This window comes from Afipia felis ATCC 53690, from assembly GCF_000314735.2.
In the GTDB taxonomy this organism is placed as follows: Bacteria; Pseudomonadota; Alphaproteobacteria; order Rhizobiales; family Xanthobacteraceae; genus Afipia; species Afipia felis.
The window spans coordinates 2,559,837-2,581,000 of the sequence record NZ_KB375270.1 but is presented as its reverse complement, the minus strand read 5'-3'; the positions used below and the strand labels follow the sequence as shown (position 1 = coordinate 2,581,000).

The following is a 21,164-nucleotide window of genomic DNA, read 5'->3' as shown; positions in this document are numbered from 1 at the left end:
TTGGTTCCGTGACCGGATCGCCGCGCAACGGCGCGCGAAATCCGGGGGTTAGCTTGATTTTGATTTCATCAGGGTGGTTGTCAACGGCACCAGCAGGATGCCCCGGCTCTCCAGCCGCTGCGACCATGTGCCGATCCGCTCGATCGAAATCGGCAATGCGGATGCCATGCCGACAGCGCTGCCGCGCTCGCGTGCCAGCGTCTCGAGCTTCATGAGGCTCTTGTCGATCTCGGCGCTGGTCGGAACCTGATCGACCACCACATCCGCCGTCGCGGCGGGCACGCCCTGCGCGGTGGCGAGCTGTCCGGCGAGGCTCCGCGGCACGCTGCCATCGTCGAGCCAGGCGAGACCGCGCCTTGCCGCCTGCTGCATGATCGGCTGTAGTGCGGGGTCGGTGACGAGGAAGCGCGAGCCCATGAAGTTCGCGAACCCGACATACCCCTGGAAGCGGCTCATCAGCCACATCAGCCGGTCGACGTTTTGCTCGGGCCCCGCGGTCGCGAGCAGCGTCTGCGGGCCGGGATCGTTGTCCGGATAGTCGTAAGGCTCCATCGGAAGCTGCAGCAGCACTTCGTGCTTGCGGGCGCGGGCGCGCTCGACGAGCTTGCCGGGATCGGAGCCGTAGGGTGTGAAGGCGAGCGTCACTGCGGGTGGCAGCTTCACGATGGCATCGTTGGTCTTGGCCGCGCCGACACCGAGCCCGCCAATCACGATGGAGATCGTCGGCATGGCAGCGGAGCGGGCGCGCTGCAGATCGGTCCCCGAGGCATAGACCCGCCACGGTTTCAGCCCATCCGCCGCGACCGGCACCATGCCGTAGCGTGAATTTTCCAGAAGGCGCTGGTTGATGCCGCTCATCATCACAGGCGCATCAGCATCGGTGTTCGTGGGCGCGCCGTCGTCACCGACCTTCATTTCGCGCCGCTCGCCGCTCGAGCCGTAGATGATGGTGACGGTCCTCTGGCCGCTGGGTGCTGCGGGCGCAGCCGGAGCGGCGGGAGGAATCGTGGACTGGACGGCCCCCGGCAGCTTGGCCGGGTCATATTTCGCGACGACGACCGGCTCACCGCCCATCGGGTCCCGCCCGAAGAGCGCAAAGCCCAGGAATGTTAGCAGAAACAGGCCGCAAACTGTGGCGATCGCCTGCGGCGCGGTAAAGGGCAGGCGAAAGCGGCGCTTGCGCGGCGCGTTCTGCCCCAACGGCGCACTCAGGTCATCGGTCACGACAGGGGATCCCGCGAATCATCCGCCGAATCCTACCATGAGAGAATGGGATAACCTTGCCCGGCAGCGGCCTTTAGGCCGGCCGGGCCGCCGTTCGCGCCGGATTGCCGACGACTGTGGCGCCGGAGGCAACGTCGCGGGTCACCACGCTGCCAGCACCGATGATGGCGTTATCGCCGATGGTGATGCCGGGCAGGATGATGGCGCCCCCACCGATCCAGACATCGGAACCGATGGTGACCGGCCGGGCGAACTCGAAGCCCTCGCGGCGCTGGACCGGATCGCGTGGATGGTCGGCGGCATAAATCTGGACTGCCGGTCCGATCTGGGTGCGGTTGCCGATGGTGACGTGGGTGACATCGAGGATGACGCAGTTGAAGTTCATGAACACGCCGGTCCCCAGGCGAATGTTGAAGCCGTAGTCGCAATGAAACGGCGGCCGCAGGTCGCAAAAATCACCTGCCGTGATCTGTTCGCGCAGTACAGGAAGCCGCTCGGCAGAGGATTTGCCGAGCATCGCGTTGTAACGCGCGAGCCAGATCTGGTTCGCTGCGATGTCGGCCTGAATCTCGGGATCGTTCGGCAGATACAATTCGCCGGCGATCATCTTCTGCTTTTCGCTTGTCATGGTGTCTCCGGGGGTGGGCATGAGGATAGAAACGGGACAATAAAAAAGGCGGCCGCAGGGGCCGCCTTTTTCAAATCGCGAGGCGAAAGCTTCAGTTCGCCGCCTTGTCCTTGTCTCCGGATGTCGCCGGAGGCGTCGTGTTGGCGGCGTTGTGCTTGATGCCGTGGAGCAGGTCGATGGCGGTGTGCAGCGCCTTGTCGTTCTTCTCGTCCGGCGGCACGTAGGATTGCGAACCGGTCTCTTCCTGACCGTCGGCCTTGAGGTGGCCCCGCAGCGAGGCCTCGCCCTTGGTGTCGGTCTTGGACTTCAGCTCGTCCGGCACGTCCTGCATCACTTCGATGTCGGGGATGATGCCCTTGGCCTGGATCGATTTACCCGAGGGCGTGAAGTAGCGCGCGGTGGTGAGGCGCAGCGCGCCGTTGCCCGAGCCGAGCGGGATGATGGTTTGGACCGAGCCCTTGCCGAACGAACGCGTGCCGATCGTGGTCGAGCGCTTCTGATCCTGCAACGCTCCAGCGACGATTTCGGACGCGGAGGCGGAGCCGCCGTTGATCAGCACGACAACCGGCTTGCCCTTGGCGAGATCACCGCCCGGCTTGGCGACGCGGCGCTGGGTTTCCTCGGCGTTGCGGCCGCGCGTCGAGACGATCTCGCCGCGATTGAGGAACGCATTGGAGACCGAAACGGCTTCCTCGAGCAAGCCACCGGGGTTGTTGCGCAGGTCGAGGATGTAGCCCTTCAACTTGTCGGTGCCGATCTGCTGCTGAAGATTGGCCATCTCCTTCTTGAGACCTTCGGTGGTCTGCTCATTGAAGGAGGTGATGCGGATGTAGGCGATATCGCCGTCCTCCACCTTCGCGCGTACCGCGCGAACGCGGATGTTGTCACGCGTCAGCGTCACTTCGATCGGCTTGTCCACGCCCTTGCGGACGATCTTCAGCTTGATCTTGGTATTGACCGGACCACGCATCTTGTCGACGGCCTGATTGAGGGTGAGGCCCTGCACGGCTTCATCGTCGAGATTGGTGATGATGTCGTTGGCGAGGATGCCTGCCTTCGAGGCCGGGGTATCGTCGATCGGCGACACCACCTTGATGAGGCCGTCTTCCATCGTGACTTCGATGCCGAGCCCGCCGAATTCACCGCGGGTCTGCACCTGCATGTCCTTGAAGCTCTTCGCATCCATGTAGCTGGAATGTGGGTCGAGGCCGGTCAGCATGCCGCTGATGGCGCTCTCGATCAGCTTCTTGTCGTCCGGCTTTTCCACATAGTCGCTGCGAACGCGGTCGAATACGTCGCCGAACAAATTGAGCTGGCGGTAGGTATCGGCTGCTGCTGCGCGGGCCGATGTGCCCATCAGCGAAGCGCGGGGCTGGGTTACCAGAAGAGTCGCGGCAGCGCCGGCTGCGGCGCTGAGAAGAATCAGAGAAGTCTTGCGCATCATCCGCGAACCTTTTCGCCTTCCTTTGCGGCCCACCATGGGCCTGGATCGATCGGGGTCCCGTCCTTACGGAACTCGATATAGAGTACGGGCTGGCTCGATGGCGCTGCCAGAATAGAGGCGACCTGAGACTGTGATCCCATCGTCGCCACCGGCTCCCCCGTGAGTACAAACTGGCCAATATTGACCGAAATACGGTCCATTCCGGCGATCAGGATATGATACCCGCCGCCCGCATTGAGGATCAAGAGTTGTCCATAGCTCCGGAACGGCCCGGCATAAACCACCCACCCATCACACGGGGTTGTGACCTGGGCGCCGGGGCGCGTTGCGATTGAAATGCCCTTTTCCTGCCCGCCATTGCCGTCTGGCCCGCCGTAACCGCGAATCTTCGTGCCATTGACCGGAAGAGGCAACAATCCCTTTGCCGCAGCAAAGGCGATCGCCGGACTGAGGCGCGCTGGGTCCTGCATGCCGCGCAAATTAGGCTTTCCGTTGACGGAAGGCGGAGTTCCTTTCAATTCTGCGGCAGCGGCCGCCTTGGCGGCGCTCTTGATGTCCTGTTCCATTTTGGCAATCAGGTCCTGAAGACTGCCGGCCTCCTTGGCGAGCGTTGCCGCGCGGCTCTTTTCCGCCTCCATGTCGCGCTCGACATCCGACTGCTTCTTCTGCCGCTCGTCGACGAGCGCAGCCAAACGGGTGTTGTCGGTTTTCAGCTTGTCGCGTTCGTCTGAAAGACGGTCGCGTTCTTCCGCAATGTTTTTGCGGACCTGGATGAGTTCGCCGAGATCGCTCGCGAGTTTGAGTGCGCGGGCGCGCATTTCCGGCACGGTCGCGCCGAGCAGCATCGCGGCATGCAGCGATTGCAGCGAATCCTCCGGCGTCACCAGAAGGGCTGGCGGCGCACGCCGTCCGGCGCGCTGCAGCGCTGCGAGCACTTCGCCGATTCGGTCTCGCCGCGTCTCGAGCGACAGCCTGATCTCCGCCTCGCGTGCGTCGAGCGGGCGGATACGGCCTTCGGTGTCGCTGATGTTGGTCTCGATGGTACGGATGCGCGCGGCGGTGTCGATCAGTTGTTGATTGAGCTTGGTGCGATCCTGTCCGATCGCGGCGATCTCGTCCTTCAGACGCTGCTGCGCCTCGGCCGCCTCCTTCTGCTTGGCGCGCAGCGCTTCCAGTTCCTGATTGCGTTGATCGAGTGTCGCCTGATCAGGCGGCGAGGGAGGCGCTTGTGTCTGGGCAAGTGCGCTTGTCGCTCCGAGGCACGCGGCCAGCGCAAGGCAGCAGCAAAGCCGCGAGTGACTGGACGATATGCGCGCGCCGAAAATCAAACTGGTCTCCGTCAGGCCCGGTGATACGGGTGACCGGACAGGATCGTCCCGGCCCGGTAGATCTGCTCCAGGAGCAGGATACGCACGATCTGATGCGGCCATGTCGACTTGCCGAAGGCGAGACGGACCTTGGCGCGGCGGCTCAAATCCGCGGACAGCCCGTCCGCGCCGCCGATCAGGAACACCGCACACGGCACCGAATCGTCGCGCCAGCGCTCAAGATGGCGGGCGATGGTGGCGCTGTCGAGATTGTCGCCGCGCTCGTCGAGCGCCATCACCATCGCGCCGTCGGGGATATGGGCGGCGATGGCCTGAGCTTCCTCGGCGATGCGTCCTGTGGCGTCGGCGTGGCGGCTTTCGGGGATTTCATGGATGTCGAGGCCGCGGAAGCCGAGCTTGCGCCCGAGGCCCTCGAAGCGCTCGCGGTAACGCTCGGCAAGCTCGCGTTCTGGACCCTGCTTGAGGCGGCCAATGGCAATGACAAGAAGACGCATGGCGTGGTCTTATCATGGCCCCGCGCATTCTGGAATCAGCGCGCACCCGCCCGGACGTCGGAAGGTGTCGCGTTGTAGCGCCTGCGAAACGTACGGTTGAAATAAGAAAGATCGCTGAAGCCGACCTCATAGGCGATGGCGCTGATCGGACGCGAAGCGAAGCGGGGATCGCGCAGCATGCGGTAGGTGCGACCGAGCCGCTCGGCGAGCACGAAGTCGCTGAAGCTCGTCCCGCTCGTGGAAAACAGCTTGCGCACGTAAGCCACAGAGATGCCGTGCCGTGACGCAAGGTCAGAGGCGGACAGGGACCGCGATCCCAGATAGATGGCGATATCGTCCTTGAGAGCACGAAGCCGTGCGGCGCGCACGCCTGCCTTGCCCGTTTCAGGATGATCCTGCGCGATGGCTGCCGCCATCAGGTCGGCAATGTGGTCCGGCGCATAAGTTGCGATGAGGCCTGGAGAGGCGCTGCTACTCTGCAGCAATGCATTCGCGTAAGCTTGCGCGAGACCGAGTGCCGCTGAATAACGGATGATTGGCGTCATGACTTGGGTCTCGATGGCCGGCAGACGCGCGCGTAACCATGAGCGGGGAGCCTGAAGTGCAAGCAGACGGCATTTCCCGTGCGGGGTGATGATCGCTGACGGTCGTGATTGCTCGATCAGAACCGACCCGCCTTTGGACAGATCAACCGCCGCGCCGTTTTGCGTGATACGCATCGGCGTCTCGCCGGCATTGCACAAAAGGACAAGGTTGTCGGTATCCTCCAGTGCAATTTCCCGCGCCGTTCTCCGGACGGCCTCGACGGTCCCCTCAATCGTTCCGACAGCCACCTGTTTCAACGCGGCTATCCGCAGTTCACCGCAGAACGGAGTATCCTTCACCGGATCTGCATTCAAACGCACATAGCCCGAGGAGAGCTGTTCGATCCATTGATTTTTGCGCAAGCTTTCGTCGCCGGGCAATTCCGTCGAGTTGAAAACGATATGTTGCATTGCCGACCTGACAGGCTGTGTTCTTAAAAGATCTCAAAAAAATCCCGCTACGATATATGTCGCTTTGATGTAACAGCCGGTTCAAAAAGAGGGAAGATGCGCGTCCAGTCCAGGTCCGGTCGCGCCCAGTCCAAGAGCGCTGCTTCGCCGGCCGCTACCATCTTCTCCGATTTGGAATCGGAGAGAATAGGTCGTGTCGAAAAGAATTCTTGCCGGACTTGCGATTGCATTCACCTGTGGGGCCGCGCATGCGGCGGATTTGCCCGCCCGGGGGCCTTCCTATAAGGCCCTCGCCCCCTCGGTTTACGACTGGAGCGGGTTTTATGCTGGCGGTTACGTAGGCTACGGTTGGGCTAAAACCCAGGCGACCGACCTGCCGGATTACAGCGGTGTGCCGTGGTACCAAATCGGAGGGCAATTCTCGACCAGCCCATCATCCTTCAATGGCGGCGGTCAGGCCGGATAGACCTATCAGTTCGGCAGCTGGATGGCTGGTGTCGAAGGCGACATCGGTTCATTGAGATTGAAAGGTACAGGCCTCTACAATGCGGGAGACCTCGATACCTTCATCACCACTAACAGCAGTTACATTGCGACGCTTCGCGGCAGGTTCGGCTTCGCATCGGGCGTCAATCTGTTCTACGTGACAGGCGGCGCCGCGTGGGGTGACTTCAACAGCCAGGTTGTAAGCTTCAGCAATTTCATCAGCCCGCCGACCGGGACGCAGGCTGGATGGACGCTCGGCGGTGGTTGGGAATACGCGTTTGCAAACCAGTGGTCGGTGAAGGCCGAATACCTGCATTACGACATGGGCAGCAAAACGGTCATACTGGCGAATACCTCGTCGGCTTTCAGCATCAAGAACACCGGCGACCTTGTTCGGCTCGGCGTCAATTATCACTTTGGCCGCTGACAGGCTTCAAAGCTAATAAAGAGGCGGCCGGACAGGCCGTCTCTTTATTGAAACTATATCGGATGTGCCGTGAACCGCCCGTTCTCAAGAGCGCGAAGAAGGTATCCCCGCGCATGACGGGCAACATCGCTCCATACGCGCCAGCGAAGTCTCGCCGGTTTCAGCGTGCCTTCTTCGCCGGTTTCTCCGAGGTCCACATCTTTTCGAGATTGTAGAACTCGCGAACCTCCGGCCGGAAAACGTGAACGATTACGTCGCCGGAATCGATCAGCACCCAATCGCAATTGGCGAGCCCCTCGATGTGCGGCGCTTCGATCCCGCTCTCCTTCAATCCTTTGGCGACATTCTCCGCGATCGCACCGACGTGACGGTTCACCCGTCCGGTGGTGACGACCATGTAGTCGGTGATGGAGGACTTGCCGCGCAGGTCGATGGTGACCGTTTCTTCCGCCTTCATGTCATCAAGACGGGAGAGGATCAGGTGAAGTGTCTCGTCGGCGTCAGGACGCGCCTTCAGGACAGCAATGGACGGAGACTTTGCTTCCGTCCGGGACAATGCAGATGCGGTCAGGGACCACTCCTTTCACTGTATCGCGGGCATCGAATCTTCCGATGTCCGCAGGCCTACTCTACTCATGTGGGGTTAAAGCTTTCAATCGTCCAGCTTCGCGCAACCGTTACACTGTGTTGTTTGCGTCACGTCTTCCAGCTCCCGTCCGGGTTCCGCAGTGTGGTCGAGGACAGCGGCGATTTCATGCCGGTCAGGAACATCCAGGCTGGCGGCTCCATGGCGGCGAGTTGCCCGGCGTCGCGTTCGGGAATGCGATGCTGCATCAGGGCTTGTGCTGCAGGCGAGGATAACGCGCCGAAGCTGTCGGGTGGCCGGTCGATCACGGCCATCGGAACCAGATCGGCGATGGTGCGCCAGCCTTTCCAGCGGTGGAATTGCGCCAGATTGTCCGCTCCCATGATCCAGACGAAGCGCACGGCCGCACAACGCCTGCGCAGGAACTCAATGGTGTCGAGAGTGTATCGGGTGCCGATGACGGATTCGAGACAGCTTACGTCGATGCGCGGATGATGCGCGAGGTGGCGCGCCGCCTCCATGCGCTGCGCGAGCCCGTGCGGCGCGCGATCCTTCAGCGGATTGCCGGGCGTCACCAGCCACCACACCCGGTCGAGGCCGAGCCGTTTCATCGCGAACAGCGTAATGTCGCGGTGCGCCTGATGCGGCGGATTGAACGAGCCGCCGAGCAGGCCGATGCGCATGCCGTCGGTGTAGGGCGGGATCGCTTCGCGCAGCGCCTGTGTGTGGTTCACGGGCGCGTCTGCCCCGTGCCGTGGACACGATATTTGAATGAGGTGAGTTGCTCGACGCCGACCGGCCCGCGCGCATGAAACTTGCCGGTGGCGATCCCGATCTCGGCGCCGAAGCCGAACTCGCCGCCGTCGGCGAACTGCGTCGAGGCGTTATGCAGCACGATGGCCGAATCGACCTCGTTGAGGAAACGCGCCGCCGCCTGCGCATCGTCGGTGACGATCGCGTCGGTATGGTGCGAGGAGTATTTCTCGATGTGGGCGATCGCCTCGCTCAATCCGTTGACCACCTTGGCTGCGATGATGGGGGCCTCGTATTCGGTCGCCCAGTCTTCCTCCGCCACGGGCTTCGCGCGCGGATCGGCGTGCTGCACTTCGGCGTCACCGCGAACCTCGCAGCCGGCGTCGATCAGCATCCCGACCAGCGGCTTGAGTTGCGCAGGCGCTGCGGCCTTGTCGATGAGCAGTGTTTCGGCCGCGCCGCACACGCCGGGGCGGCGCATCTTGGCGTTGAGCACGATGGTCTTGGCCATGTCGAGTGAGGCCGCCTTGTCGATGAAGACGTGGTTGTTGCCGTCGAGGTGCGCGAACACCGGCACGCGCGCCTCGGCCTCGACACGCGCGACGAGGCTCTTGCCGCCGCGCGGCACGATCACGTCGATGCGGCCGTCGAGACCGGAAAGCAGCAGACCGACAGCGGCGCGGTCGCGCGTCGGTACCAGCGTGATCGCGCCTTCCGGCAGTCCGGCCTTGCGCAATCCGTCGACGAGGCAGGCATGGATCGCCTGACAGGAGCGGAAACTATCGGAGCCGCCGCGCAGGATCACGGCGTTGCCGGACTTCAGGCACAGCGCGCCAGCATCCGCCAGCACGTTCGGGCGGCTCTCAAAGATCACGGCGACGACACCGAGCGGGACGCGCACGCGTTCGATGGTCATGCCATTGGGGCGGGTCCATTTCTCGGTGACCTTGCCGACCGGATCGTCGAGGTTACGCACGATATCGAGTCCCGCCGCCATTGCCTCGATGCGAGCGTCGGTTAGCGCGAGGCGATCGACAAAGGACTCCGTCGCGCCCGATGCGCGAGCTTCCTTCACGTCTTCCGCATTGGCGGCCAGCAGGGAAGGCGCGGAGGCGCGCAGAGCGTCGGCCATCGCGGCGAGCGCCGCGTTCTTCTGTTCCGCGGGCGCGAGCGCCAGGACCTTTGCTGCCGCGCGTGCCTGTTCCGCAAGAGCGGACATCAGCGCGGGCAGGTCGGTTGTGTCGTCAACGGCTTTCAGCGGAGCATTCATTGTCTTGATCCGGATCGTCAGGTCCATGCACTAGCATAGAAATAGGAGTGCGGGGAGGTTGCCGCCACTCGGCCAATGGCTGAGTGAGGCCGCTTCACGGGCCCTCCGGTCCGGATTCGATCGTTTCGACATCATGCCGGTGAGAGACGACGAGATCGTCGCGGTGGATCATTTCGGGGCGGCCTGCGAGGCCTAGAATCCTGGACGCCTCCGCCGAGGATTTTCCCTTGATGCGTTCGGCATTGTCGGCGCCGTAGGCGACAAGCCCGCGGCCGATCTCGTGGCCGTCGGGGCCGCGTACCAGCACGGCATCGCCGCGGGCGAATGTGCCCTCGATGCGCGTGACGCCTGCGGCCAGAAGGCTGCGTCCGGCGTAGAGCGCCTTCACCGCACCGGCGTCGATCACGAGCACGCCCTTCGGCTCCAGCGATCCCGCGATCCAGCGCTTGCGCGCCGTGACGGGATTGGCGGGCGTGAGAAACCACGTGCACTTGCCGCCGTCGATGATCGCCTGCAGCGGGTGCTCGATCTTGCCGGAGGCGATCAGCATGTGGGTGCCTGCGGACGTCGCGATTTTCGCGGCCTCGATCTTGGTGCGCATGCCGCCACGCGACAGCTCAGACTCGGCCGCGCCGGCCATTGCCTCGATGTCGGCGGTGACGGATTCGACGACTGGAATGAGTTTCGCGTTCGGATTGGCGCCGGGCGGCGCGGTGTAAAGTCCGTCGATGTCGGACAGCAGGATCAGAAGATCTGAGCTCGTCATGGTGGCGACGCGGGCGGCAAGACGGTCGTTGTCGCCGTAGCGGATTTCGCTGGTGGCGACCGTGTCGTTCTCGTTGATGACCGGCACCGCGCGCCATTCCAAAAGTTTCGAGATGGTGGAACGCGCGTTGAGATAGCGGCGGCGCTCTTCCGTGTCCTGCAGCGTGACGAGGATCTGTCCCGCGCCGATGCCGTGATGGTCGAGCACCTCGGACCAGATACGTGCGAGTGCGATCTGACCGACGGCCGCGGCGGCCTGACTTTCCTCGAGCTTCAGCGTACCCGACGGCAGCTTCAGCCGCGAGCGGCCGAGCGCGATCGAACCGGACGAGACGACAAGCACGTCCTTGCCCGCATGATGCAGCTTGGCGATGTCGGCGGCGAGCGCGGCAAGCCACGTGCTTTTTACTTCGCCGCGTGCAGCGTCGATCAGGAGCGAGGAGCCGACCTTGATGACGATGCGGCGAAAATCATTCAGCCGGGGGTGCATCTTTGAGCGCGACATGAAAAAACTTTTTTCGACGTAGCAAAATCAGATTCAATTCGAGAGCGGCGACCAGCCGGTCGCTGGTGGCTCGGCTTCGCCCTCGCTTGGCGGCACGCCCTTCGCCTTGGACGAAACAGGCGCTTCGCTGATGACGTCAGCGAGCGCGCGCAGGATTTCCGGCACGCCTTGGCGGGAGACGCCGGAGACAAGCATCGGCGTCTGCTTCGCGGCACGCTTCAGCCGCGCCTTCTGTTCTTTAAGCTGTTCGGGCGTCACCGCATCGATCTTGTTTAGCGCGACGATCTCGACCTTGTCGGTGAGGTCATGTTCGTAGGCGGCGAGTTCATTGCGCACGATCTTGTACGCCTTGCCTGCATGCTCGCAGGTGGCATCGACGAGATGGAGTAGCACGCGGCAACGCTCGACATGGCCGAGAAAGCGGTCGCCGAGGCCGGTGCCTTCATGCGCGCCCTCGATCAGGCCTGGAATGTCGGCGAGCACGAATTCGCGACCGTCGATATGCACGACGCCGAGCTGCGGATGCAGCGTGGTGAACGGATAGTCGGCGATCTTGGGCTTCGCGGCGCTAACGACGGAAAGGAAGGTCGACTTGCCGGCGTTCGGCAGTCCGACGAGACCGGCGTCGGCGATCAGCTTCATGCGCAGCCAGATCCAGCGTTCCTCGCCGGGCTGTCCGGGATTGGCGTGGCGCGGCGCGCGATTGGTGGAGCTCTTGAAGTGCGCGTTGCCGAAGCCGCCATTGCCCCCCTCGGCGATTACGAATTTCTCGCCGAGCTTGGTGAAATCATACAAGAGCGTTTCGCGATCCTCGTCGAACACCTGCGTGCCGACCGGCACCTTCAGCACGATGTCCTTGCCGCCCGCGCCATGGCGGTCCGAGCCCATGCCATGGCCGCCCTTCTGGGCCTTGAAGTGCTGCTGGTAGCGGTAGTCGATCAGGGTGTTAAGGCCGTCGACCGCCTCGATGATCACGTCGCCGCCGCGGCCGCCATTGCCGCCGTTCGGCCCGCCATATTCGATAAACTTCTCGCGGCGGAACGCGACGCAGCCGTTCCCTCCGTCGCCGGAGCGGATGTAGACCTTGGCCTCGTCGAGGAATTTCATAGCTTACCCGTAACGCGAACGGGCACGTCCGACAACCGCCGGACATGCCCGTCGTATGGTCTCGTTAATATCGCCGGGACGTACCCCAACTCCGGAGCGACGACCACACCGCCCGCTCCAGCCGGAAACGGTCCACCGGGGTGGACGAGCCGAGCGCCAGGAAGCGATGCAGTTCGACGCCCGTCCACTGGAAGCCGCACTTCTCCAGCACGTGGCGCGAGGCCGGATTCACCACGCGGGCCCCGGAGCGGACCTCGTCGATGGCGAACTCCTCGAACGCGAAATCGATCAGCGCGCGGGCGGCCTCGGTGCCGAAACCCTTGCCCCAATGCTCCACGGCGAAACAATAGCCGAGCTCCGGGGCGTCCTGCCGCTCCCATGTCAGGCTTGCAAGCCCGATGGCTGCGCCCTTGTGCTCGATCAGAAATGTCATGCCATCGGCTGCAACGACGGACGAAACGAACTGCGCGGCATCATCCAGCGTATAGGGATGCGGCACGCGACGCAGGTTCATGGCCACGCGCTTGTCGGCGACGATGCGCGCGATGGCTTTTACGTCCGCGAGGGTCGGCTGGCGCAGAACCAGTCGTGCCGTCTCGAGGACGACGGTTCTCAGCTCCCGCAAAGGCAGTGTGGGATGTTCCTGTAGCATGGCTCGCTCCTTTTGCAGGCCGTTCCCCAGCGGCCGGAAAAGTGAAAGGGGAGGCCGGTTTCCCGTCTCCCCTTGAGAGCCTTTACGTGCTCTGCCGGATCAACGAGGACCGGCAGAACAGAATTTTCTGCCGTCTATTCAGCCGCTTCCGCCACCGGGACTACGGAGACGAAGGTACGGCCGTTGGCTTTGGCGCGGAATTCCACGCGGCCTTCAGCCTTGGCGAAGAGGGTGTGGTCGGTGCCCATGCCGACGTTCGCACCCGGATGCCAGGTGGTGCCGCGCTGGCGCGCAATAATGTTGCCCGGAATCACGATCTCGCCGCCGAACGCCTTGATGCCAAGACGCTTGCCAGCCGAGTCACGTCCGTTGCGGGATGAACCGCCTGCCTTTTTGTGAGCCATGGCTCGTCTCCAGAATTCGTCTCAGTGTCTAACCCGATTCCGTAACGGAATCATCTCACTTTTCGTCGCTTTTCGCCTTCGGGGCCGCCTTTTTGGCGGGGGCCTTCTTGGCGCCGGCCTTCGGAGCCGCCTTTTTCGCCGCCGGCTTGGCTGCAGCCTTCGCCGGAGCCTTCTTTGCGGCCTTGGCCGGAGCGTCGCCTTCAGCAGGCGCTGCCTCGACCTTCTTTTCCTTCTTCGGGCGCGGTCCGATCGAAGGCGCCTTGCCGTCGGTCAGGATCTCGGTGACGCGGATCACGGTGATCTCGTCACGGTAGCCGCGCTTGCGCTTCGAATTCTTGCGGCGGCGCTTCTTGAAGGCGATGACCTTCGGGCCGCGCTTGTGATCGAGCACTTCTGCCGCGACCGACGCACCCGCCACCAGCGGGCTGCCGAGCACCGGCGTGTCGCCGCCGACCACCAGAACTTCACCAAGCTGCACGATCGAGCCGACATCGCCGGCGATCTTGCCAATCTCAAGCACATCATTCGGGACGACGCGGAACTGCCGGCCGCCCGTTTTGATGACTGCGAACATCGTTTTATTCCTTCGTGTTCGATCCCGGCGCTCGGACAGGTCCGGGCCGGCTTCTTGTTCAGTCGTTACGGGTTCATTTGTCGATGCGGGCGAGGCGTCGAGGCCGCGCTCACGCAAAAACAAACGGCGCGAAATCCTCCGCGCCGGGTGGGTGACTTATAGCGGCGCAAGCCGATGAGTCAAGGCAAGGAGGCTGTCAAATCGGCCAAAATGGAAGGAAAATCAGCCGATTCCGGGCATTTTGACGGCGTCCGGCGATGCAACCATTGGGTTCCCGCGCCGTTGTCCTCCCATCGCAAGGCCGAGGGGCGGAAATCAATATGGCGGAAGAGACCCGTGCGGTCGGCATCGGAAACCACGGAGCCTCACGGCTGCCGTCGGTCGAGGTCGACAGCTATAACATCGAACTGAAGGACGAGGACGGCTTTCTGGGCGACCGCGCCAGCAAGGGCGCTTTCCAGGACATCCTCGAGACCTGGCGCAAGCCACTCAAGAAGAGCGGCGACGATCCGTTCGGCGGCAAGGCCTCATCCGAACTGAGCAAGAAGAAGCTCGACGAAATTCTGATCGGCGATGACGTCGAAGCTGCAGCCCTGGTTCACAGCGCGATCGAGGAGTTCGCGCAGGAGCTGGCCTTCGTTACCCGGCGTTTCCTCAAGAGCAAGGCCTGGGAGAAGACCGAAGCCATCGTGGTCGGTGGCGGCTTCCGGCAAAGTCGGGTCGGCGAACTTGCCATCGCGCGTACCGACATCATCCTCAGGGCCGAGGGGGTTAAGGTGCAGATGGTGCCGATCCGGTTCGATCCCGATGAGGCAGGGCTGATCGGCTGCGCGCATCTCGCGCCGTCGTGGATATTCGAGGGCTACGACAGCCTGCTTGCTGTCGATATCGGCGGCAGCAACATCCGCTGCGGCGTGGTCGAGACGATGCAGAAGAAGGCACCCGACCTTTCCAAGGCGCGGGTGTGGGCGTTCGAACTGTGGCGGCATGCCGACGACGAGCCGACGCGTGAAAGCGCGATCAAGAAACTCGTGAAGATGCTGAAGGGTCTGATTGCGAAGGCCGAGGCGGAAGGATTGAAGCTCGCGCCGTTCATCGGCGTCTCGTGCCCCGGCGCGATCGATGCTGATGGTGCGATCGAGAAGGGCGCGCAGAACCTCCCCGGCAATTGGGAAAGCAGCCGCTTCAATTTGCCTGCGATCCTCGCAGAGGAGATTCCGACCATCGGCGATCACGACACCGTGGTGCTGATGCACAATGACGGCGTCGCGCAGGGCTTGAGCGAAATCCCGTTCATGCAGGACCACAAGCGCTGGGGTATCCTCACCATCGGCACCGGGCTCGGCAATGCGCGCTTCACCATGCGCAATGAGAAGAAGGGTGCCGAGAAAAAGAACGGAGAGAAAAAGAACGGCGACAAGAAAGGGGAGAAGGACAAAGACAAAGAGAAAGAGAAAGACAAAAAGAAGTCCTGATATAAATGGTGCAGCGCGTCCTCTCTCCGGACATCCGCCGTTCACCATTCCGCTTTATGAGAATTTTTCGAACTCGTTTCGAATTTTGAAAATTCCTCTCACGCATACCGGCGAATTCATCAAGAAACCGCGGCGTTTGCGCGCGCGCTGATTGACTCGGAGCCGCGCCAATCTAGCGTGTCGTCGCGCGACGCTTTTGATTCCGGACTATCGCATCGATCGTTGCCGCGTACTTGCACTGGTTAGAACAACGCTTCTTCGCAATGGCGTGATTTCGACCGACGCGCCATGAACAAACAAGGTCGTCGAGAGGAAATCGTCCATGACTAGGGTTGATGTTGAATCCTGCGGCAAGAATGAAGACGAGAATGAAAAGCCGGGATTGACGCGGCGCGACTTCACGCTTGCGAGCGCATCCGCACTCGCGGCGGCGGCAATGCCGGGTTACGCGTTCGCGGCCAAGGCCGGCGGCGCGATGCCGATGTCGATCAGCGAAGCAGGCAAGCGGATGCGCGACGGCTCGCTGTCCTGTGTCGATCTGACGAAAGCCTATTTTCACTACATCGAACTGTACCAGCCGAAGCTGAATATGTTCATCTCGCAACTGAAAGAGATGGCGCTGAAGACGGCGGCGGAGCGCGATGCCGAACTCAAGCAGGGCAAGGATCGCGGGCCGCTGCACGGCATCCCGATCCTGGTGAAGGATCTCTACGACATGGCGGGCACCAAGACGACGGTGGGCTCGAAAGCCTTCGTCGACCGCCAGTCCACTGAAGACGCTACCTCGGTCCATCATCTGCTTGAAGCCGGCGTCGTGGTGCTCGGCAAGACCAACATGAACGAGTTCGCGGCCGGCGTGTCCGGCACCAACGCTTATTTTGGCGATTGCCATAATCCCTGGGCGCTCGATCGTTCTCCGGGCGGCTCCTCGAGCGGCAACGGTGCGGCGCTGGCGGCAGGCATCGGGTTTGGCGGTACGTCAAGTGACACCGGAGGGTCGATCCGCGTTCCGGCAAGCTGGTGCGGCATCGCGGGTATTCGTCCGACCTATGGTCTCGTGAGTCTGCACGGTCTTTTCCCGCGAGCCTATAGTCTCGATTGCGCGGGCCCGCTCGCGCGCAACGTGTTCGATCTCGGCCTGCTGCTCGACGCAATGGCCGGGTATGATCCAAAGGACAAGCATTCGGCACTGGCGCAACGCACCTCGTCTTACACCAAGGGCATCAAGGACGGCGTGAAGGGCATGACCTTCGCGACCGTAAAGAATTATACCTACAAGGATGTCGACAAGCCGGTGGCCGACGCGGTGGCGAAGGCGGCGGAGAAGCTCAAGAGTCTTGGCGCCAAAATCGTCGAGGTTGAAATCAAGCCGCTGGAAGGTCAGCTCGACTACAACAAGCTGTTCACCAACATCCTGCTCTACGAGTTCAACCAGATTCTTGGCGACAAATACCGCAACACGCCGAACGCGGCGGACCTCTATGGCCCGATCGTAACGAACAACATCGCGGCAGGCTCGAAGGTGTCGAAGGAGGACTACGAGAAGACCATGAACGAACGCCCCGCAATCATCGCGGAGGTGAAGAAGGTGTTCGACAAGGTCGATGCGCTCCTCACGCCCGCATTGCCGACCACGGCGCCGCTGCTGAAGGCTTCGGCGCAGGATTATGGGCGCGGACGGCAGTTCACGATTCCATTCAGCTATACGGCGCTGCCGTCGGCGGTTGTGCCGTGCGGATTCGATCCGCAAGGCCTGCCGATCGGACTGCAGATCGTCGGCGATCATTTCAGCGAGGCGGCGCTTCTGCGGATGGCCTATGCCTACGAGCAGGCGACGGACTTCCACAAGAAGCATCCGCCGATCTTCGCACAGACCATTCCGTCGTGATCGTACGGGAACTTTTCGTCGGTTGATTTCGTTATTGGCTTGAAGGCAATGCAATCGGAGGGACATCGTCCTTCCGATTGTTTTTGCTTGGGCCGTTACTCTTTTCCCCGGGCGGCCGATTGCGAGGATCGAAGCAGGGTGAGCGGTGCAGCGTTCTGACAGTCCTTCTTCCGCGCGGATAATTCCCAGCGGGTCGGTCGTGGTGACGGACATTCCTGCGCGGCTCGATGGGCTGTTGTGGAGCCCTTTTCATACCCGTGTTATCGCTGCCCTCGGCATTACCTGGATTCTAGATGGTCTTGAGGTCACGCTCGCTGGTTCGCTTGCCGGTGCGCTGAAGCAGCCGGAGACGCTGCATTTCAGCAATCTCGATATCGGTTTCGCCTCCAGCGCCTATCTCGCGGGCGCGGTGCTCGGCGCGCTGGGCTTCGGCTGGCTAACCGACCGCATCGGGCGACGTAAGCTATTCTTCATTACGCTCGCGGTTTATCTGTGCGCCACGGCGGCAACCGCATTGTCATGGAATATCGCGAGCTATGCGGCGTTTCGCTTTCTCACCGGCGCGGGAATTGGTGGCGAATACACCGCGATCAACTCGACGATTCAGGAACTGGTGCCCGCCCGCTATCGCGGCTGGACCGATCTCGTCGTCAACGGCAGTTTCTGGATCGGCGCGGCGCTAGGCGCGGTGGCGGCCATCGTGCTGCTCGATCCTGCGGTGATCGACCCGGATATCGGCTGGCGGTTTGCGTTTCTGATCGGTGCGATATTGGGCCTCGTGGTGTTTGTGATGCGGCTGTGGATTCCGGAAAGCCCGCGCTGGTTGATGGTGCATGGCCGCCCGCACGAGGCAGAGCGGATCATGCAGGATATCGAGAAGCATGCGCGGGTTGGACCCGAGCGCGCCGACGATCTGCCGGCGATCAAATTGCGGATGCGCGATCACACGCCGCTACGCGAAGTCGCACACACGTTGTTCGTCACGCATCGCCCGCGCGCGCTCGTGGGCTTGGTGCTGATGGCCGCACAGGCTTTTTTCTACAATGCGATTTTCTTCACCTTCGCACTGGTGCTGACAGATTTCTTCCACATCTCGCCGGACCATGTCGGCTGGTACATTCTGCCGTTCGCCGCCGGAAATTTTCTCGGGCCTCTTCTGCTGGGGCGGCTGTTCGACACGCTCGGTCGCCGCAAGATGATCGCTTTCACCTATTCGATCTCGGGCATTCTCTTGATCGTCTCCGGTTATCTGTTTTCCATCGGCGCGCTGACGGCCGCTCAGCAGACGTTGTGCTGGATGGTGGTGTTCTTCTTCGCGTCCCCGGCGGCGAGCGCTGCGTACCTGACGGTGAGCGAAACCTTTCCGCTGGAGGTGCGCGCGCTCGCGATCGCGCTGTTCTATGCGATCGGCACCGCGATCGGCGGCGTTGCAGGCCCGTCCTTGCTTGGCGCGCTGGTCGATACGGGCTCGCGTGTCAGCGTATTTGGAGGCTATCTTTTCGGCTCATTATTGATGATCGTTGCCGCGGCTGTCGCCTGGCGGTTCGGAATCGATGCCGAGCGTAAATCGCTCGAGACAATTGCGCGGCCTTTGGCCGTCGCGGAGTGAATGATGACGAAGATTGAAGACCGCGTTTTGCTGCCGTCCTATCCGGATACGGACCATCCGGTGTTCTCGCCGCTGCTCGAAGATTGTGCCTTTCTACTCGATATCGACGGTACGCTGCTCGACCTCGCGCCGACGCCGAGCGAAGTCGTGGTTCCGCCGGGCCTCGCCGACGCATTGAGCGGCCTGCATATGCGCACCGACGGTGCGCTGGCGCTGGTGAGCGGCCGCTCGCTCGCCGATATCGACCGCATTTTCAGCCCGATGCTGTTGCCTGCGGTAGGAGGTCACGGCGCAGAAATGCGCCTGTCGATCGACAGCGAGGCCGATGCTGTGCACGCGCCACCGATGGACAAGGATCTGAAGAAGCGCTTTGCCGCCATTGGTGGCCTTGATCCGAGAATCATCGTCGAGGACAAGGGCTATTCAATCGCGCTGCACTATCGTCAGGCGCCTAATTTCGAACGGGTGATCTATGACGCAGTGTCCGCCATCCGTGCGGATCTGCCGGAAGCGCCGATCGATGTGCTGCCGGGCAAGTCGGTGTGCGAGATCAAGAATTCCGGCATCAGCAAAGCGACCGGGGTGCAGGAACTGCTCAAGCACGAGCCGTTCGCAGGCCGGCGTCCGATTTTTGTCGGCGACGACATCACGGATGAAAGTGTTTTCGCCATCATGCCGGACTGGAAGGGCATTTCGTTTTCAGTCAGCCGCCACGCACATGGTGTTGATGGATTTTTCGCGATGCCTGCGGATGTAAGGCATTGGCTCGCGAGCCTGCTTGACGATTCGATGACGAATTAAAATCACTCGAGACGATTTCGGGTCGGAATTTTTTCCGCAAGTCAAGGTTGAAACGATCGCAAAATCTTCGCACTCTCAACGTGCTCTAAGAGTTCCATCGGCGTGCGCCGCAGTCTCGCCGCTAAATCCACAAAGCAGCACTTAGGAACCATATTGATGAACAGACGTTTATCTGTGCGTCAAACGGAGTGCTTCCTGTGACATTGGTCGTCGTTTCCAACCGCGTGGCTCGGGCAAAGCCCAATGAGCCGATGACGGGAGGACTTGCAGCAGCACTTTTGCCGGTGGTGGAAAAGACTGGCGCCATCTGGGTCGGTTCCAGTGGTCGTGTGCGTGACGGCCTGCAACGAGAGCCGTTTGCGCAAATCGAATCGCTTGGTCGCGGCGCGCTCGCGCTGCTCGATCTGCCGGCGGCGCATTACGGTGGCTATTACGAAGGCTTCGCCAACTCGGCGCTGTGGCCGGCGTTGCATTCGCGCTCGGATTTAATCCGTGTATCGCAGGACGATTATGAGTCCTACCGCGAGGTCAACGCGTTCATGGCCCGCGCCCTGATGCGTTTTCTCAAATCCGACACGACGTTCTGGGTGCAGGACTATCACTTTCTTGCGCTGGGTGCCGAGTTGCGTGAACTCGACGTGAAAAATCCAGTCGGCTTCTTTCTGCACACGCCCTGGGCTCCGCACAGCGTGATGTCCGGCGTGCCGCATCATCGTGAACTGATCGAGGCGATGCTCGCCTACGATCTGATCGGTTTTCAGACCGAGGAAGATTGCGAGAATTTTGCAGGCTATCTCACGCTGGAACTCGGCCTCAACGTCAAGAACGGGGTGGTCAACTCTCGCTTCGGGTTGACGAGGCTTGCCGCATTCCCGATCGGAATCGATGTCGAAGGCTTCACCGCGCAGGCGATGCGCGCGGTGTCTCATCCTGACGTGTCTCGCTTGCGCAAAAGCCTGCATGGCGAACGTCTCGCCATCGGTGTCGACCGGCTGGATTACTCCAAAGGTCTTCTCAACCGGGTGCGTGCCTTCGACCGTCTGTTCGAGATGCAGCCGTCCCTGAAGCGCGCCGTTTCGCTTCTGCAGATCGCCAATCCCTCGCGCTGCTCGATCGAGGCGTATGGCAATCTTCAATCAGAGCTCGCGCAGCTTGTGAGCGACGTCAACGGTCGTCATGGCGAGGTAGACTGGACGCCGATCCGCTATCTCAACAAGGGTTTCAGCCAGACCACGCTCGCGGGCTTCTATCGCTCCGCGCATGTTGGCGTGGTGACGCCGTTGTATGACGGCATGAATCTCGTCGCCAAGGAATATATTGCCGCGCAGAATCCGGCGGATCCCGGCGTGCTGGTTCTGTCGAAATTCGCCGGTGCCGCGAACGAGCTTTCGACCGCGCTGATCGTCAACCCTCATGACATCGACGGCATGGCCCGCACGATCGGCATGGCGCTGGCGATGCCCGCGCCGGAGCGGCGGCTGCGCTGGGAAGCGATGATGACGAAGCTGCGGGCCGGTAACATCCAGCACTGGTTCGAATCCTTCATCGCTACGCTGGAAAGCACCCGTGACAGTGGCCCCTCCGCGGCGGACGAGCCACAGGCCGAGCGGGAGACGTTGAGGCGCGGCAGCGCATTGTTGCAGTGGCAGGCCAGCACCGCCCTGCATTGAAGCTGGCCGCCTGGGCTGTTTTCGGCCCATCGCCCTGAAAAATCTCGCTATTCCTCAAAAATGTGAGCGAGAAGGGATC

At 62.1% G+C, this 21,164-nt stretch carries 20 protein-coding genes and 1 pseudogene; 7 read left to right on the top strand and 14 right to left on the bottom strand.

Features of this window, described 5'->3' with window-relative positions; genetic code table 11:
• Nucleotides 1-48 precede the first annotated feature (48 nt).
• The 6 genes from HMPREF9697_RS12250 to HMPREF9697_RS20165 form a co-directional block, all read right to left on the bottom strand.
• Nucleotides 49-1,224: a divergent polysaccharide deacetylase family protein gene (locus HMPREF9697_RS12250; protein ID WP_002717540.1), complete on the bottom strand. Its 1,176-nt coding sequence runs from the start codon at nt 1,222-1,224 to the stop codon at nt 49-51.
• 73 nt (nt 1,225-1,297) lie between these two features.
• Entirely contained in the window at nt 1,298-1,852 is a 555-nt protein-coding gene (locus tag HMPREF9697_RS12245; protein ID WP_002717539.1) for a sugar O-acetyltransferase, read from the bottom strand.
• A gap of 91 nt (nt 1,853-1,943) precedes the next feature.
• Nucleotides 1,944-3,296: a S41 family peptidase gene (locus HMPREF9697_RS12240; RefSeq protein ID WP_002717538.1), complete on the bottom strand. Its 1,353-nt coding sequence runs from the start codon at nt 3,294-3,296 to the stop codon at nt 1,944-1,946.
• Nucleotides 3,293-4,624 (bottom strand): murein hydrolase activator EnvC family protein, encoded by a 1,332-nt coding sequence (locus HMPREF9697_RS12235; RefSeq protein ID WP_002717537.1) that lies wholly within the window; start codon nt 4,622-4,624, stop codon nt 3,293-3,295. Before HMPREF9697_RS12235 ends, HMPREF9697_RS12240 begins: the two co-directional genes overlap by 4 nt.
• Before the next feature lie 11 nt (nt 4,625-4,635).
• Nucleotides 4,636-5,118, bottom strand: a complete 483-nt coding sequence (gene rlmH, locus HMPREF9697_RS12230) for a 23S rRNA (pseudouridine(1915)-N(3))-methyltransferase RlmH (protein WP_002717536.1) — start codon at nt 5,116-5,118, stop codon at nt 4,636-4,638.
• A gap of 35 nt (nt 5,119-5,153) precedes the next feature.
• Nucleotides 5,154-6,113, bottom strand: a complete 960-nt coding sequence (locus HMPREF9697_RS20165) for a helix-turn-helix domain-containing protein (RefSeq protein ID WP_002717535.1) — start codon at nt 6,111-6,113, stop codon at nt 5,154-5,156.
• Nucleotides 6,114-6,306: 193 nt separating this feature from the next.
• Here HMPREF9697_RS20165 and HMPREF9697_RS20955 point away from each other — a divergent pair, with 193 nt between their 5' ends.
• Both HMPREF9697_RS20955 and HMPREF9697_RS12220 read left to right on the top strand, forming a co-directional pair.
• Nucleotides 6,307-6,579 carry a hypothetical protein gene (locus tag HMPREF9697_RS20955; RefSeq protein ID WP_002717534.1) on the top strand — a complete coding sequence of 91 codons (273 nt, stop codon included), beginning with the start codon at nt 6,307-6,309 and terminating at the stop codon, nt 6,577-6,579.
• A gap of 15 nt (nt 6,580-6,594) precedes the next feature.
• Nucleotides 6,595-7,026, top strand: a pseudogene (locus HMPREF9697_RS12220) (outer membrane protein); the annotation flags it as partial.
• 160 nt (nt 7,027-7,186) lie between these two features.
• On the opposite strand, the gene rsfS reads toward HMPREF9697_RS12220, so the two are convergent.
• From rsfS to rplU, 8 genes are all read right to left on the bottom strand, one after another.
• Nucleotides 7,187-7,543: a ribosome silencing factor gene (gene rsfS, locus HMPREF9697_RS12215; protein WP_172583929.1), complete on the bottom strand. Its 357-nt coding sequence runs from the start codon at nt 7,541-7,543 to the stop codon at nt 7,187-7,189.
• 179 nt (nt 7,544-7,722) lie between these two features.
• The gene (locus HMPREF9697_RS12210) at nt 7,723-8,346 is read right to left on the bottom strand and encodes a nicotinate-nucleotide adenylyltransferase (RefSeq protein ID WP_002717531.1); all 624 of its coding nucleotides are present in this window, start codon (nt 8,344-8,346) and stop codon (nt 7,723-7,725) included.
• The gene (locus HMPREF9697_RS12205; protein WP_040308256.1) at nt 8,343-9,635 is read right to left on the bottom strand and encodes a glutamate-5-semialdehyde dehydrogenase; all 1,293 of its coding nucleotides are present in this window, start codon (nt 9,633-9,635) and stop codon (nt 8,343-8,345) included. The genes HMPREF9697_RS12210 and HMPREF9697_RS12205 overlap by 4 nt, the downstream gene beginning before the upstream one ends.
• 94 nt (nt 9,636-9,729) lie before the next feature.
• A complete protein-coding gene (gene proB / locus HMPREF9697_RS12200; RefSeq protein ID WP_002717529.1) occupies nt 9,730-10,890 on the bottom strand; it encodes a glutamate 5-kinase in 1,161 nt (386 codons plus the stop codon).
• A 48-nt stretch (nt 10,891-10,938) separates the two neighbouring features.
• Nucleotides 10,939-12,012: a GTPase ObgE gene (gene obgE, locus HMPREF9697_RS12195; protein WP_002717528.1), complete on the bottom strand. Its 1,074-nt coding sequence runs from the start codon at nt 12,010-12,012 to the stop codon at nt 10,939-10,941.
• Between the two features lie 64 nt (nt 12,013-12,076).
• Complete coding sequence (locus HMPREF9697_RS12190; RefSeq protein WP_002717527.1) at nt 12,077-12,664, bottom strand: GNAT family N-acetyltransferase; 588 nt, start codon at nt 12,662-12,664, stop codon at nt 12,077-12,079.
• Between the two features lie 134 nt (nt 12,665-12,798).
• A complete protein-coding gene (gene rpmA, locus HMPREF9697_RS12185) occupies nt 12,799-13,068 on the bottom strand; it encodes a 50S ribosomal protein L27 (protein WP_002717526.1) in 270 nt (89 codons plus the stop codon).
• A gap of 55 nt (nt 13,069-13,123) precedes the next feature.
• Nucleotides 13,124-13,642 (bottom strand): 50S ribosomal protein L21, encoded by a 519-nt coding sequence (gene rplU, locus HMPREF9697_RS12180; RefSeq protein ID WP_002717525.1) that lies wholly within the window; start codon nt 13,640-13,642, stop codon nt 13,124-13,126.
• Between the two features lie 320 nt (nt 13,643-13,962).
• Between rplU and HMPREF9697_RS12175 the strand changes: the two genes are divergently transcribed.
• The 5 genes from HMPREF9697_RS12175 to HMPREF9697_RS12155 all read left to right on the top strand — a co-directional run bounded on the left by HMPREF9697_RS12175 (nt 13,963) and on the right by HMPREF9697_RS12155 (nt 21,085).
• A complete protein-coding gene (locus tag HMPREF9697_RS12175) occupies nt 13,963-15,117 on the top strand; it encodes an ROK family protein (RefSeq protein WP_002717524.1) in 1,155 nt (384 codons plus the stop codon).
• Between the two features lie 322 nt (nt 15,118-15,439).
• Nucleotides 15,440-17,005: an Asp-tRNA(Asn)/Glu-tRNA(Gln) amidotransferase GatCAB subunit A gene (locus HMPREF9697_RS12170; RefSeq protein ID WP_002717523.1), complete on the top strand. Its 1,566-nt coding sequence runs from the start codon at nt 15,440-15,442 to the stop codon at nt 17,003-17,005.
• A gap of 145 nt (nt 17,006-17,150) precedes the next feature.
• Nucleotides 17,151-18,614, top strand: a complete 1,464-nt coding sequence (locus HMPREF9697_RS12165) for an MFS transporter (RefSeq protein ID WP_002717522.1) — start codon at nt 17,151-17,153, stop codon at nt 18,612-18,614.
• A 3-nt stretch (nt 18,615-18,617) separates the two neighbouring features.
• Nucleotides 18,618-19,415 carry a trehalose-phosphatase gene (otsB, locus tag HMPREF9697_RS12160; RefSeq protein ID WP_002717521.1) on the top strand — a complete coding sequence of 266 codons (798 nt, stop codon included), beginning with the start codon at nt 18,618-18,620 and terminating at the stop codon, nt 19,413-19,415.
• A gap of 197 nt (nt 19,416-19,612) precedes the next feature.
• On the top strand, nt 19,613-21,085 hold the full coding sequence (locus HMPREF9697_RS12155) for a trehalose-6-phosphate synthase (RefSeq protein WP_002717520.1): 1,473 nt from the start codon (nt 19,613-19,615) through the stop codon (nt 21,083-21,085).
• Nucleotides 21,086-21,164 lie beyond the last annotated feature (79 nt).

What these genes read in the sequence shown, in the direction of transcription:
- HMPREF9697_RS12245 (WP_002717539.1), bottom strand. Translation starts at nt 1,852, where the DNA reads ATGACAAGCGAAAAGCAGAAGATGATCGCCGGCGAATTGTATCTGCCG.
- HMPREF9697_RS12240 (WP_002717538.1), bottom strand. Translation starts at nt 3,296, where the DNA reads ATGATGCGCAAGACTTCTCTGATTCTTCTCAGCGCCGCAGCCGGCGCT.
- rlmH (WP_002717536.1), bottom strand. Translation starts at nt 5,118, where the DNA reads ATGCGTCTTCTTGTCATTGCCATTGGCCGCCTCAAGCAGGGTCCAGAA.
- HMPREF9697_RS20165 (WP_002717535.1), bottom strand. Translation starts at nt 6,113, where the DNA reads ATGCAACATATCGTTTTCAACTCGACGGAATTGCCCGGCGACGAAAGC.
- HMPREF9697_RS12205 (WP_040308256.1), bottom strand. Translation starts at nt 9,635, where the DNA reads ATGAATGCTCCGCTGAAAGCCGTTGACGACACAACCGACCTGCCCGCG.
- proB (WP_002717529.1), bottom strand. Translation starts at nt 10,890, where the DNA reads ATGCACCCCCGGCTGAATGATTTTCGCCGCATCGTCATCAAGGTCGGC.
- obgE (WP_002717528.1), bottom strand. Translation starts at nt 12,012, where the DNA reads ATGAAATTCCTCGACGAGGCCAAGGTCTACATCCGCTCCGGCGACGGA.
- HMPREF9697_RS12190 (WP_002717527.1), bottom strand. Translation starts at nt 12,664, where the DNA reads ATGCTACAGGAACATCCCACACTGCCTTTGCGGGAGCTGAGAACCGTC.
- rpmA (WP_002717526.1), bottom strand. Translation starts at nt 13,068, where the DNA reads ATGGCTCACAAAAAGGCAGGCGGTTCATCCCGCAACGGACGTGACTCG.
- rplU (WP_002717525.1), bottom strand. Translation starts at nt 13,642, where the DNA reads ATGTTCGCAGTCATCAAAACGGGCGGCCGGCAGTTCCGCGTCGTCCCG.
- HMPREF9697_RS12175 (WP_002717524.1), top strand. Translation starts at nt 13,963, where the DNA reads ATGGCGGAAGAGACCCGTGCGGTCGGCATCGGAAACCACGGAGCCTCA.
- HMPREF9697_RS12170 (WP_002717523.1), top strand. Translation starts at nt 15,440, where the DNA reads ATGACTAGGGTTGATGTTGAATCCTGCGGCAAGAATGAAGACGAGAAT.
- otsB (WP_002717521.1), top strand. Translation starts at nt 18,618, where the DNA reads ATGACGAAGATTGAAGACCGCGTTTTGCTGCCGTCCTATCCGGATACG.